Origin of the sequence: Micromonospora sp. NPDC005299, assembly GCF_042872345.1 — a bacterium.
GTDB lineage: Bacteria > Actinomycetota > Actinomycetes > Mycobacteriales > Micromonosporaceae > Micromonospora.
In genome coordinates this window covers 278,023-290,727 of the sequence record NZ_JBIAKG010000007.1, presented here as the reverse complement: position 1 = coordinate 290,727, position 12,705 = coordinate 278,023, and the positions used below count along the sequence as shown (strand labels likewise).

The following is a 12,705-nucleotide window of genomic DNA, read 5'->3' as shown; positions in this document are numbered from 1 at the left end:
CCTATTCTCGGGCAGAGCTATGCGACCCGTCAATGCCGGTACGGCATCGGGCGGTCACTCCACGTCGCGGTCGGTGAGCGGGTTGCCGCGTACCCACTCGGCGGTCTCGGCGTACTTCCGTTGGATGTACTCCTCCAGTTGGGCGCGCTCCACGCGCCACTGGCCCCGGCCGCCGATCTTGATGGCGGGCAGCTCTCCGCTGCGCACCATGTGGTAGACCTGCGAGTCCGAGACGTTCAGCTCGGCGGCCACGTCGGACAGCAGCAGGAACCTCGGCTCCACGGTGACTCCCGGGGTTGGCTACGTTTGCTTCAGTTTGCCATCACGAGCCGGGTCACCCCAGGCCCGGCGCGGCGAATCCGGCCGGGGGACACACCGGCGTGGAACTTCTCCGCGACGGGTGCGGGGTGTATGACGGTCACGGCGTACGGCATGATCGGCGCCCGGAGCCGGCGTCCGCCGGCCGGGCTGAGGGCGGGGAGAGACCGGTGACCGACGAGCTTGTCCGGGTGTACGTGCCGGCGACCGTCCCCATGCTGGCCCGGCTGCGCGAGGAGGGCCTGGTCGGCGAGGAGGCGCACGCGGTCACCCCGGAGCTGCGGGAGTGGTACGCCGAGGGCGACGAGGAGGAACTGGAGTACGTCGCCTTCACCCGGGCCGCCCAGGAAGCGCTGCTGCTGCTCCGGGCCGATCCGGGCGCGCCCCGCCGGCGGGTCGTCGTCTCGGTGGACCTGCCGGCCCGCGCGGTCGGCCGGGTCGGCGGCGAGCTGGGTTCCAGCGTGGTCCGGCTCGCCGGTCCGGTGCCGGTGAAGTCCGTCGCCGCGCTCCACGTGGACGGCCGGGACGCGGTCGACGACGTGGCCGCCGCCGCCGAGGTGGTGGCCGAGGCGCAGGCCGGTGACCCGGACGCCCAGTTCACCGTCGATGGGGCCGAGGACCATGAGCTGGAGTGGTACGACGTGACCGAGCTGGACGTGCTGCTGCGCGAGGTCTCCTGACGCCGAGAGGCCTCAGGAGCCGGACTCGTCCTCGTCCTCCACGGCGCGCGGGTTAAGGGTGCGACCGAAGGCGATGAGCGTGGTGAGCGCCCCCACGAAGAGCACCCAGATGCCGTTGTCCACCCGCGAGGTGCCGAGCGCGGTCTGCGCCACCTGATCCGCCTCGCTGAGCGCGGCGGCCAGGTCGAGCAGCCCGCGGCCGCCGACCCGGATGATCACCTCGGTGAGCAGCAGGAGCAGGCCCGCGCCGGCCCCGGCCACGAGGTACGCCGGCCAGCGCAGCTCCGCAGCGACCCCGTCCCGCCGCTCGGCGCGGCGGCGGGCCCAGGCCAGGTAGAGGTACGCCACCAGGCCGGCGATCAGCCCGGCGAGCAGGGACTCGGTCCGGGACACCCACTTCGCGGCGTCGAGCATCGACTGCTGGGTGTCCCCGGCGCCGAACAGATCGGAGAGCGGGTCGCGGGCGCGGCTGAACAGCACCACGAAGACCTGCGCGGCCAGCGTGGCGGCGGCGACCGCGCCGACCACCCGGGCGTTGCGCGCCCCGGCCGCCGCTCCGCCGATGATCGCCGCGGCGACGGTGGTGCCGGCGATGGTGTTGGTGGTCGCGTTGTCGGCGTACGTCAGGTTGACCGCGACGGCGGCGGCGAGCCCGACCAGCAGGCCGGCGCCGACGGCGGCGAGGAAGCGCAGGGTGGCGCGGCCAAGCCGGTTGGTCGCCGCCAGGGCGACCGCGGCGCCGGCGACGAGCGCGGCGGTGATCACGCCGGGCAGGGCGTACGCGGAGAGGCTGAGCGCGGTGACCCCGGCCGCGGCCGAGGTGATCGCCGCCCGGGTGGACCAGAGCATGGCGGCCAGCCAGCCGAGCGACAGCACGGCCAGCACCAGGGCGCCGGGCGCGTGAGCGAGGCGGCCACCGGCGGGCACGGCCTCGACGGTCTCGTCCGAGGGGGATCCGGCCGGGGTGCCGGCCGTCCGCTCGGTGGCGGGCTGGTCCGGCTCCGCGGCCGTGGAGGTGCCGGGCTGCTTGCTCATCGTCTCCCTCTCGACGGACGCCGGATCGGCCGCGACGGCCGGGCAGGTCACCGGTCATCCAGCGTACGCGGCCCTCCCGGGCCTCCTCCGGACGCGGCTGGCCGGCACCGCCGATCTTGGCCGGGCCGACCGGACGATGACGGATCACAGGTGAGCGGTGGGACCGGCCGAGGATTCATCGGGGGCGGCGGGTTGTCGCCTACGGTCCGGTGTGAGGGGTTGCGTCCGGGTGCGCCGGCCGATGGGGCCCGAACAGGGGCGGTGGAGGCGGGGCCGGCCCCTTCGCATGGAAGAATTGGCCGAGGTCCCGCCGCCGCGACCGGTCCGCCGCGCGGTGTCCGGCAACCCGGCCACCCGGCCGGCGCCCGCGGGTCCGATTTCGCCACCGCCGTCGAGATCGCACAGGAGCCTGTGATGGACGCCGTGTTCTCCGTACCCGAGCCGCGCAACGAGCCGGTCCACACCTACGAGCCCGGCAGCGCCGAGCGGGAGCGGCTCCAACGGCGGCTGACCGACCTGGCCGCCGAGCGGATCGACCTGCCGATGACCATCGCCGGCGAGCAGCGGATGGCCGCCGGCGACCCGATCGACGTGGTCCAGCCGCACAAGCACGCCCACGTGCTCGGCGTGACCGGCCACGCCACCCACGACGACGCCCGTGCCGCGGTCAAGGCCGCCAAGGACGCCGCGCCGATGTGGCGGGCGCTGCCGTTCGAGGAGCGTGCCGCGATCTTCCTGCGCGCCGCCGACCTGCTCTCCGGTCCCTGGCGGGACACCCTCAACGCGGCCACCATGCTGGGCCAGTCCAAGACCGTGGTCCAGGCCGAGATCGACGCGGCCTGCGAGCTGATCGACTTCCTCCGGTTCAACGTCTACTTCGCCCGCAAGCTCCTGGCCGAGCAGCCGCTGTCCTCGCCCGGGGTGTGGAACCGCTTCGACCACCGGCCCCTGGAGGGCTTCGTCTACGCGGTCACCCCGTTCAACTTCACCGCGATCGCCGGCAACCTGCCCTCGGCGCCGGCGCTGCTCGGCAACACCGTGGTCTGGAAGCCGGGCCCGACCCAGCAGTTCGCCGCCCACTTCACCATGCGGCTGTTCGAGGCGGCCGGCCTGCCGCCCGGCGTGATCAACATGGTCACCGGGCGCGGCGAGGAGGTCTCCGACGTCGTGCTCGCCGACCCGGACCTGGCCGGCATCCACTTCACCGGGTCCACCAAGGTCTTCCAGCACCTCTGGAAGACCGTCGGCGACAACATCGCCCGCTACCGGGGCTACCCGCGGCTGGTCGGCGAGACCGGCGGCAAGGACTTCGTGGTGGCGCACACCAGCGCCGACGTGGACGCCCTGCACACCGCGCTGATCCGGGGCGCCTACGAGTACCAGGGCCAGAAGTGCTCGGCCGCCTCGCGGGCGTACATCCCCCGGTCCATCTGGGAGGGCGGGCTGCGCGACCGGCTGGCCGCCACCGCGGACTCGCTCACCTACGGCGACGTCACCGACTTCAGCAACTTCGGCGGCGCGGTGATCGACGACAAGGCGTTCGGCCGGCACGCCGCCGCGCTGGAGCTGATCAAGGGCGACGACAGCTGCACGGTCCTGGCCGGAGGCACCGCCGACGACTCGGTCGGCTACTTCGTCCGGCCGACCCTCTTCGAGTGCACGGACGCCGCGCACGAGACCTTCACCACCGAATACTTCGGCCCGATCCTCGGCGTGCACGTCTTCGACGACGCCCGCTTCGACGAGGCGGTCCACCAGGCCGAGTCGATCGCCCCGTACGCGCTGACCGGGTCGATCTTCGCGACCGACCGCCGGGTGGTCGACCAGGTGGCGGAGAAGATGCGGTACGCGGCCGGCAACTTCTACATCAACGACAAGCCGACCGGGGCGGTGGTCGGGCAGCAGCCGTTCGGCGGCGCCCGGGCCAGCGGCACCAACGACAAGGCCGGCTCCTGGCACAACCTGGTCCGTTGGACGTCGCCGCGGACGATCAAGGAGACCTTCGTCCCGCCGACCGAGCACGGTTACCCGCACATGGGCTGACCTGCGCGCGGTCGCCGGTGGCGCACCCAGCGTCACCGGCGATCGGCCGGCCGGGGGAGGGTCCGGACGTCCCCGGCGGACTGTCGTCGGCCGACAGTGCACATCGGACGACCCAACGGGTGGCGAAAACGGCAAATCCTGGACGCCAGGTCCGACAAAGTGGCAGCTTAGAGGGCATGGCGGAATCCGGAGTCAACCCGACGGCGGCGGCCCTGCTGGGCCTGCTGCACGACGGCCCGATGACAGGCGGCCAACTGATGGCCGCCGCCGAGCGCCGGCTGGCGCCGTACTGGTCGATGACCCGCAGCCAGGTCTACCGGGAGCTTCCGGTCCTGGCCGAGAAGGGTCTGGTGCGGCTCGGCAAGCCCGGGCCGCGGTTGAGCCAGCCGTACGCGATCACGGCGGCCGGAAAACGGACATTCTCCCGCTGGCTCACGGAGAACCCGGGCCGGGACACCATCCGTAACCCGATAGCGCTACGGATCGCCTTCGGCAACCTGCACTCGGCGAGCCAGCTCAAGAACCTCTACGCGTCGGCGAACGAGTACCACACCGAGGCCCTGGCGGCGGTGCGCGAGCAGGTCAAGAACGCCAAGAAGGAAGGCGACGACTACGACGCCAGCGCGCTGGAGTTCGCCGTGGCCTACCACCGCGCCGCGCTGTCCTGGCTCAAGAGCGCCCCGGTCGGCTGACCACCTGCCGCAGCTCGGGCGATGTAGGCAGTAGGCTTGTCTGTCGTGACCGCTGCCGATTACGCCGAACAGCTCAAGGAACTCGACGCCACCCTGCGCAACATCGAGGCCGTGCTCGACCTCGACAAGCTGCGCGAGCAGAAGGCCCGCCTGGAGCAGGAGGCCTCCGCGCCGGACCTGTGGGACGACCAGGCCAAGGCGCAGCAGGTGACGTCGCAGCTGTCGTACGTCAACGGCGAGATCTCCAAGCTCGGCAGCCTCCGCTCGGGGCTCGACGACGCCGGGGTGCTGCTGGAGCTGGCCCAGGCCGAGTCCGACCCCGGCACCCTCGCCGAGGTGGAGTCGGAGATCACGGGGCTGACCAAGGCCATCCAGGAGATGGAGGTCCGCACCCTGCTCTCCGGCGAGTACGACTCCCGGGAGGCGCTGGTCGCCATCCGGGCCGGCGCCGGCGGCGTCGACGCGGCGGACTTCGCCGAGATGCTGCTCCGCATGTACCTGCGCTGGGCCGAGCGGCACGGCTACCCGACCGAGGTCTACGAGACGTCGTACGCCGAGGAGGCGGGCCTCAAGTCGGCCACCTTCACGGTCAAGGTGCCCTACGCGTTCGGCACGCTGAGCGTGGAGTCCGGCACCCACCGGCTGGTCCGGATCAGCCCGTTCGACAACCAGGGGCGCAGGCAGACCAGCTTTGCCGGGGTCGAGGTGCTGCCGGTGGTGGAGCAGACCGACCACATCGAGATCCCCGAGAACGAGATGCGGATCGACGTCTACCGCTCCTCCGGCCCGGGTGGGCAGAGCGTCAACACCACCGACTCGGCGGTGCGGATCACCCACATCCCCACCGGCATCGTGGTCACCTGCCAGAACGAGAAGTCCCAGCTGCAGAACAAGGCCTCGGCGCTGCGCGTGCTCCAGGCCCGGCTGCTGGAGCGCAAGCGGCAGGAGGAGCAGGCCAAGATGCAGGGCCTGAAGACCGACGCCGCCGGCTCCTGGGGCGACCAGATGCGCTCGTACGTTCTGCACCCTTATCAGATGGTGAAGGATCTGCGGACCGAGCAGGAGACGGGCAATCCGTCCGCGGTCTTCGACGGCGAACTGGACGGCTTCATCGAGGCGGGTATCCGCTGGCGGAAGCAGCAGCAGCTCGCCGCTGACGGTGCGTGATCGATCTTCGACGCAGCGCGTCATCGATCTCTGTCTGACCGGGTGAATCGACGACGCGACTCGCTTCGGAGGGGCGGGGGGCTTGGCTCTCCGGTTACACCGCGTAGACTCTCGACCCGTGATTCAGCTTGAGCAAGTGACGAAGACGTACCCGAAGGCGTCCCGGCCTTCGCTCGACAACGTGTCCGTCTCGATCGAGAAGGGCGAGTTCGTCTTCTTCATCGGTCCATCCGGCTCCGGCAAGTCCACGATCATCAAGATGCTGCTGCACGAGGTCACCCCCAACAAGGGGCGGGTCGTCGTCAACGGCAAGGACGTCACGTCGATGCGCTCCTGGAAGCGACCCCACTTCCGGCGTTCCATCGGCTGCGTCTTCCAGGACTTCCGGCTCCTGCCGAACCGCACCGCGTATGAGAACGTGGCGTTCGCGCTGGAGGTGATCGGCAAGACCAAGGCGGTCGCCCGCCGGGTCGTGCCGGAGGTGCTGGAGCTGGTCGGTCTCGGTGGGAAGGAGCACCGCTACCCCCACGAGCTCTCCGGCGGTGAGCAGCAGCGTGTCGCGGTGGCCCGGGCGTTCGTGAACCGGCCGCTGATCCTGCTCGCGGACGAGCCGACCGGAAACCTGGACCCGGACACCTCGATCGAGATCATGCGCCTGCTGGACCGGATCAACCGCACCGGCACGACCGTCGTGATGGTCACGCACGACTCCAACATCGTGAACCAGATGCGCCGCCGCGTCATCGAGATCGAGAGCGGCCGCATCGTGCGCGACCAGGCCCGCGGCGTCTACGGCTGAGCCGCCGACGACGCGCAGCCCCTGACGACGAAACCTCACGCCGGAGAGCCGGAGGAATATCCCGATGCGGATGAAATACGTCCTGTCCGAGGTACTGGTCGGACTGTGGCGCAACGTCACCATGACCCTCGCCATGATCATCACCATGGCGGTGTCGCTGTTCATGCTGGGCGGCAGCGGCCTTCTGTACCAGAAGGTCGGTGACATGAAGGACCTCTACTACGAGAACGTCGAGGTCTCGATCTTCCTGAAGACCGACGTCAACGAGCAGCAGCGGACCGACCTGGAGACCAAGCTCAAGGCCGACCCGCTGATCAAGGAAGTCACGTACGTCAACAAGGACGAGGCGTACAAGCGCTTCCAGCAGATGTACGCCGACGCGCCCGACCTGGTGAACGCGGTCAAGCCGGATCAGCTGCCCGAGTCGTTCCGGCTCACGCTGAACAACCCGGAGCAGTACAAGAACATCTACGACGAGTACAAGACCTCCGAGGGCATCGACACGATCGTCGACCAGAGCAAGCTGCTCGACAAGGTCTTCGGCGTGCTCACCGGCTTCCAGAACGGCGCGCTCGCCATCGCGATCGTGATGGCGATGGCCGCCCTGCTGCTGGTGGCCAACACCATCCAGGTGGCCGCGTACAGCAAGCGGCGTGAGGTCGCGGTCATGAAGCTGGTCGGCGCCTCCAACTGGTTCATCCAGGCGCCGTTCGTGCTGGAGGCGGTGGTCGCCGGTCTGATCGGCTCGATCCTCGGCCTCATCGCGTTGATCGTGTTTAAGACACTCGCGGCGGGGAGTTCGATGGCGGCCCTGGAGGGCCTGATCACCCCGATCTCCTGGTCCGAGATCTTCCTGACGTTCCCGCTGATGGCCGCCGTCGGTGGCCTGGTCAGCGCGGTCACCGCCTGGGTCACGCTCCGCTTCTACCTGCGGGTCTAGTTCTCACCGCACGGCTCTCCCAGGGCCCTCCCGCGCCGGAATAAACGGCGCGGGAGGGTCCTTGTCATTCGGGTAGCATGATCTCGCTCCGCGGCCGGTGGCCGTGGGACGGACCGGGAAGGGGGTGGCGCCGATGCCACGGGAAAAGGGTCGCAAGGTGGTCGCCTCCAACAAGAAGGCACGGCACGACTACGCCATCCTCGACACGTACGAGGCGGGCATGTCGCTGACCGGCACCGAGGTCAAGTCGCTGCGGGCCGGGCGGGCGTCGCTGGTCGACGCGTTCGCCCAGGAACGCGACGGCGAGCTCTACCTGCACGGCATGCACATTCCGGAGTACACCCAGGGCACCTGGACCAACCACGAGCCCCGGCGGACCCGGAAGCTGCTGCTCAAGCGGCTGGAGATCGACCGGCTGATCGGCAAGACCAAGGAGAGCGGTCTCACCATGGTGCCGCTGCAGGTCTACTTCTCCGACGGCTGGGCGAAGGTGGAGATCGGCCTGGCCCGGGGTAAGAAGTCGTACGACAAGCGCCAGGACCTGGCCAAGCGGGACGCCGACCGGGAGATCGCCCGGGTGGTGGGCCGGCGCGGCAAGGGCATGGCTGAGTAAAACATCCGGTTTGTCCGGGTGCCTGCTTCCGGCGGGCCTCGGGATGAATCCGGTTGCGCCAGGCGTTAGGCTTGGTAGTGCTGCCGAGAGGGGCAGCCCGTCGAGGGGGTGACTGGTTTCGACTTCGTACGTTGCGGCAGGGGAAGCGAGCCGAGGAAGCCGACGTCGTCTCGAGAATCGTTCGTCGGAAACCAATAAGCGCCAAGAACAATCGCGCTGACTTCGCTCTCGCCGCCTGAGGCGAGTAGCAAGTCTGTCGGCCTGGGAGCGCCTTCGACCCAGTTAGCCGGCATCAGCTAGAAGGCTGGCCAACCGGACCCGGTCGCGGGGTCCGTGCGGCGAGATTAATCAGCGACTGGGCCCGTCACACCGACTCGCTCGCGTGATCGGAGGGGCCGAGTAGAGGCACAGCGAGCTGCGCTCGGAGAAGCCCTGACAAGGCGGCGAAGGACCCGGGTTCGATTCCCGGCACCTCCACCACCTGACCTGTGCGCCCCGGTCCACCCGGACCGGGGCGCACAGTCGTCTCCGGGCGCCTTGTGCCGGCGCTCTAGGCTTCCGCCTGTGACGAACGAGCGGATCCGACTCTCCGTCGGCGTGGCATCCGGCCACCGCGCCATGGCCGCCGTGGTGGGTGTCCTGTTCACCGCCTTCGGTGCGGCCTTCGTGCTGCTGCCGCTGGTCGCCGACGGCCTGCTGCGCCGGGTCACCGGCTTCGGCGACGCGGTCCCCTCGTACGACGACGTCCGGGACCTGCCGCCCGACCTGCTCCCGCCCGACCTGCACGGCGGCGCCACCGCGCCCGCGCCGCTGCGCTACGCCGGACTCTGTGGGCTCCCGTTCGTGCTGCTCGGGCTCTACCTGGTGCTGCGGGTGCTGCGCACGGCCGCCTGGCTGGACGGGACCCGGGCCTCCGTCCGCGGCGCGTTCGGCACCCGTACCGTCGACCTGGCCACCGCCGAGGTGCGCGGCGGCACGATCGCCCACCGGGTCGGCGACGACCGCGTGGTGCGAGTGCCCAGCCTGATCGCCCGGGACGGGGGCACCGGCCGGCGGGTCACCATCCCGTTGCAGGGCCCGGGGCTGGGCAACCTGCCCCCGTACGAGCTGCGGGCGCTCGCCGAGGCGATCACCGCGGGCCGGCCGGACCAGGGCCGGGACGCCGACGCGCACGCCCTCGCCGGCCAGCTGCGCGCCATGGCGGGGAATCCGCTGGGGCTGTAGGGGCCCCTGTGACAGGTGGGGCGGACGGGCCAGATGAGGCTCCCGCCCCTTCTGGACAGCTTCGGTGACCCGGGTTCACCATCGCTGTACGCGGTAGCGAAGCAGCGCGGGAGGTGCCATGGTCACCAGTCCGATCCAGCAGCCGTCCACCGTCACCGCCATGCCCCATCCCCGGCCCGCACTCCCGGGCGACCTGCGTCGCCTCGCCCGGGCGCTCGCCACGGCGCCGGCGGAGCCGCGCTGGCGGGAGCACATGGTCGGCCGGCTCCGCCCGGTCCGGCGGGGCTTCGCCGAGCACGTCCGCCTCACCGAAGGGCCGGCCGGCCTCTACGCCGAACTGCTCCACCAGGCGCCCCGGCTCGACCGCGGCGTACGCCTCCTGGCCGGCGAGCACACCGCCATCACGGCGGCCATCGCCGCGCTCCAACACGCCGTGCGGCTCCCCTCGGTGCCCGCTGAGGAACTGCGGGAGCAGGCCCGGAACCTGCTGCGGGCGCTCGACCGACACCGGCAGCGCGGGGCGGACCTGCTCTGGGAGGCGTACCAGGCCGACCTGGGCGGGGAGGACTGACCGGGGGAACCGGCCGGGGGAGGGTTGCGTCCAACCGGCATGCGTCGCTCTCTCGCCCTGCTCGGGCTACCGCTCCTGGTCCTGGCCGGCTGCGCCGCGCCCGGCGCCGACCCGGCCGGCCCGCCGGCCGCAGGCTCGAACGGTCCGTCGGTCTCCGGCCCCGACCACCGCTGGGAGGCGTTCGCGCAGCGGGCCACCGAGGTGGCCGAGGCGTGGCGCCCCGGGCCCGCGTGGCGGAGCGGGTACGTCCCGCTCGACGAAGCCACCGTGCTGGCCGGCGACCCCGACTTCAACGACGAGACGAAGCAGGCGTTCCTCAACGGCTGGTACCGGGACCAGATCGACCTCCCGGGCGCCCGACCCGCCGACGGGACGATCCGCTTCCCGGACGGCACGCTGCGGGTCCCGCTGGTCAGCGCCGCCGAGGCGTACGCCCAGCTGGACCAGGGTGACCCGCCACCCTGCGAGGGGCGGCCGAGCACGCCGGGACCGGGGCGGCCCAAGGGCGGCCCGACCATCGAGCCCGGCCCGGACGGTTGGGTCGCCACCCAGGCGCCCAGCCCGTGCGTGCCGCTGACGGTCACCGGGGTGACGCTGGGCAGCGCGTCGGTGCGTACCAGCCGGGGCGAGGCCGCGGTGCCGGCCTGGCTGTTCACCGTGGAGGGCCTCCGGGTGCCGGTGGCCCGCCTCGCCGTGGCGCCGAGCGCGGTCGGGACCGCGCCGGAGGGGGTCGCGCCGAGCCGCCCGTCGGACGACGGTGTCGTGGCGGCGGCGGACCTGCGGGCGGTGAGCGGGAACCGGATCGACTACCGGGTCGGCATCGGTGCCTGCGACGGGCAGCCGACCCCGCTGGTGCTGGAGCGGGACGACGTGGTGGTGCTCGGCGGCGGGGTGGTCCGCTCCACCGGCCCCTGCACGATGCAACTGGTGATGAAGCCGCTGACCGTCACGCTGAAGGCGCCCCTCGGCGGCCGGGCGGTGCTCGACGTGGGCAGTGGCACCCCGCTCGCCGTGCACCGCTGACCGCTACAGGATCGGCGGCACGTCGGTGCTGATCGGCACCGGCAGCACGGTCGGCCGGTCGGCGGCGAGCGCGGCGGCCAGCGCAGGGCCGAGCCCGTCCAGCGACTCCACCACCTCCGCCGCACAGCCGTAGCCGCGCGCCACCGCGGTGACGTCCAACCCCGGCAGATCCAGCGCCGGCACCCCTGGTGTGTGCTTCAGCTCGGCGAACGCCTTGAGGATCGCGTACTGCTGGTTGACCGGGACCACGACGGGGAGCGGCAGGCCGAGCCGCGCGGCGGTCCACAACGCCTGCACCGAGTAGTGGAACGAGCCGTCGCCGACCACCGCGACCACCGGCCGGCCGCGCCCGGTGTCCCGCTCGGCCAGCGCGATACCCACGGCCGCCGGCAGGCCGAACCCGAGGCCGCCGCTGGCCATGGTGAAGTACGACCGCGGCCGGGTGATCCGCAGCCGGCGGCGCAGCGCGGCCAGGTTGGACGGTGACTCCTGCACGAGCACCCCGTCGGCCGGCCACTGGGCGGCCAGCGCCGCGAAGAGGGCGTCGGCGCTCGGCGGGTCGGCCGACCCGGGCGGCGCCGGGGCCTCCCGGGCCGGCGGCGGGGACCGGTCCGTCGGGGGCAGCAGCTCCACCAGCCCGGCCATGGTCAGCCCGGGGTCGCCGAGCAGGCTCTCCCCGACCGGGGCCCGGGCCGCCTCGTCCGGGTCGTCGGTGACGTGCAGCAGCCGGGCGTCGCCGGGCAGGTAGTCGCCCGGCACGTGCGGGTAGTAGCGGAAAACCGGAGCGCCGACCACCAGCACCGTGTCGTGGCCGCGCAACGCCTCGGCCAGCGGGCCGATCGCGTACGGCAGGACGCCCCGGAAGTGCGGATGGTCCTCGGGGAAGACGGCCCGCTCCGGCGCCGGGGCGGCCCAGACCGGCGCGGCCAACCGCTCGGCCAGCGCCACGGCGATCGGCCAGGCGTCGGCCCGGTCGACCGCCGCGCCGAGCACCAGCGCCGGAGCGCGGGAGGCGGCCAGCGTGGTGGCGAAGCCGCGCAGCCGGTCCGGGTCCGGCGCGATCCGGGTCGCCACCGTGCGCACCTGCGGCGGCGGGTCGGCCGGCCGGTCCCAGTCGTCCATGGGCAGGGAGAGGAAGACCGGCCCGGTCGGTGGCTGCACCGCCGAGGCGTACGCCCGCATGAAGGCCGCCGGGATGTCCTGCGCGCGCGCCGGCTCGTGGGCCCACTTGACGTACGGGTGGGCCAGCTCGACCGCCCGGGGGTTGGCCAGGCGGGGTTCGATGAGCAGCATCTCCCGGGTCTGCTGGCCGGCCGTGACGATCAGCGGCGTCCGGTTGTGCCAGGCGGTGACCAGGTTGCCCATGCCGTTGCCGAAGCCCGGGGCGGTGTGCAGGTTGACGTGCGCGGGACGGCCCGTGGCCTGCGCGTAGCCGTCGGCCATGGCCATGGCCGACGCCTCCTGCAGCGCGTGCACGTAGCGGAAGTCGGCCGGGAAGTCCTTCAGGAACGGCTCCTCGGTGGAGCCGGGGTTGCCGAAGACGGTGGTCAGGCCCAGGGTGCGGAGCAGGTCGTAGGTCGTGTCGCGGACCGTTGCCATC

Annotated in this window: 13 protein-coding genes and 1 other RNA gene; 11 read left to right on the top strand and 3 right to left on the bottom strand. The window is 72.0% G+C overall.

Annotation, left to right across the window (positions count from 1 at the left end; translation table 11 throughout):
* Window positions 1–54: 54 nt before the first annotated feature.
* Window positions 55–282, bottom strand: coding sequence for a helix-turn-helix domain-containing protein (locus ACFYPD_RS21820; protein ID WP_355053957.1), 228 nt, complete (start codon window positions 280–282; stop codon window positions 55–57).
* Between the two features lie 206 nt (window positions 283–488).
* On the opposite strand from ACFYPD_RS21820, the gene ACFYPD_RS21815 reads away from it, so the two are divergent.
* The gene (locus ACFYPD_RS21815; protein WP_387116329.1) at window positions 489–998 is read left to right on the top strand and encodes a DUF6912 family protein; all 510 of its coding nucleotides are present in this window, start codon (window positions 489–491) and stop codon (window positions 996–998) included.
* A gap of 12 nt (window positions 999–1,010) precedes the next feature.
* Here the strand turns inward: ACFYPD_RS21815 and ACFYPD_RS21810 are convergent, their stop codons facing one another.
* On the bottom strand, window positions 1,011–2,033 hold the full coding sequence (locus tag ACFYPD_RS21810) for a hypothetical protein (RefSeq protein WP_387116327.1): 1,023 nt from the start codon (window positions 2,031–2,033) through the stop codon (window positions 1,011–1,013).
* Between the two features lie 414 nt (window positions 2,034–2,447).
* Here ACFYPD_RS21810 and pruA point away from each other — a divergent pair, with 414 nt between their 5' ends.
* The 10 genes from pruA (at window position 2,448) to ACFYPD_RS21760 (ending at window position 11,105) form a co-directional block, all read left to right on the top strand.
* Window positions 2,448–4,076, top strand: coding sequence for an L-glutamate gamma-semialdehyde dehydrogenase (gene pruA, locus ACFYPD_RS21805; RefSeq protein ID WP_387116325.1), 1,629 nt, complete (start codon window positions 2,448–2,450; stop codon window positions 4,074–4,076).
* 176 nt (window positions 4,077–4,252) lie between these two features.
* Window positions 4,253–4,768: a PadR family transcriptional regulator gene (locus ACFYPD_RS21800; protein WP_357947404.1), complete on the top strand. Its 516-nt coding sequence runs from the start codon at window positions 4,253–4,255 to the stop codon at window positions 4,766–4,768.
* A gap of 45 nt (window positions 4,769–4,813) precedes the next feature.
* Window positions 4,814–5,935: a peptide chain release factor 2 gene (gene prfB, locus ACFYPD_RS21795; RefSeq protein ID WP_387116322.1), complete on the top strand. Its 1,122-nt coding sequence runs from the start codon at window positions 4,814–4,816 to the stop codon at window positions 5,933–5,935.
* Window positions 5,936–6,053: 118 nt separating this feature from the next.
* A complete protein-coding gene (ftsE, locus tag ACFYPD_RS21790; protein WP_073832794.1) occupies window positions 6,054–6,734 on the top strand; it encodes a cell division ATP-binding protein FtsE in 681 nt (226 codons plus the stop codon).
* Window positions 6,735–6,798: 64 nt separating this feature from the next.
* Entirely contained in the window at window positions 6,799–7,674 is an 876-nt protein-coding gene (gene ftsX, locus ACFYPD_RS21785; RefSeq protein ID WP_387116319.1) for a permease-like cell division protein FtsX, read from the top strand.
* Window positions 7,675–7,807: 133 nt separating this feature from the next.
* Window positions 7,808–8,287 carry an SsrA-binding protein SmpB gene (gene smpB, locus ACFYPD_RS21780; RefSeq protein ID WP_387116316.1) on the top strand — a complete coding sequence of 160 codons (480 nt, stop codon included), beginning with the start codon at window positions 7,808–7,810 and terminating at the stop codon, window positions 8,285–8,287.
* A gap of 104 nt (window positions 8,288–8,391) precedes the next feature.
* Window positions 8,392–8,767: a transfer-messenger RNA gene (gene ssrA / locus ACFYPD_RS21775) on the top strand.
* 84 nt (window positions 8,768–8,851) lie between these two features.
* The gene (locus tag ACFYPD_RS21770; RefSeq protein WP_387116314.1) at window positions 8,852–9,511 is read left to right on the top strand and encodes a hypothetical protein; all 660 of its coding nucleotides are present in this window, start codon (window positions 8,852–8,854) and stop codon (window positions 9,509–9,511) included.
* 118 nt (window positions 9,512–9,629) lie between these two features.
* Window positions 9,630–10,082: a hypothetical protein gene (locus tag ACFYPD_RS21765; protein WP_387116311.1), complete on the top strand. Its 453-nt coding sequence runs from the start codon at window positions 9,630–9,632 to the stop codon at window positions 10,080–10,082.
* A 39-nt stretch (window positions 10,083–10,121) separates the two neighbouring features.
* A complete protein-coding gene (locus ACFYPD_RS21760; protein ID WP_387116308.1) occupies window positions 10,122–11,105 on the top strand; it encodes a hypothetical protein in 984 nt (327 codons plus the stop codon).
* A 3-nt stretch (window positions 11,106–11,108) separates the two neighbouring features.
* Here ACFYPD_RS21760 and mdlC read toward each other — a convergent pair whose 3' ends face one another.
* Entirely contained in the window at window positions 11,109–12,704 is a 1,596-nt protein-coding gene (gene mdlC / locus ACFYPD_RS21755; protein WP_387116305.1) for a benzoylformate decarboxylase, read from the bottom strand.
* Window position 12,705 lies beyond the last annotated feature (1 nt).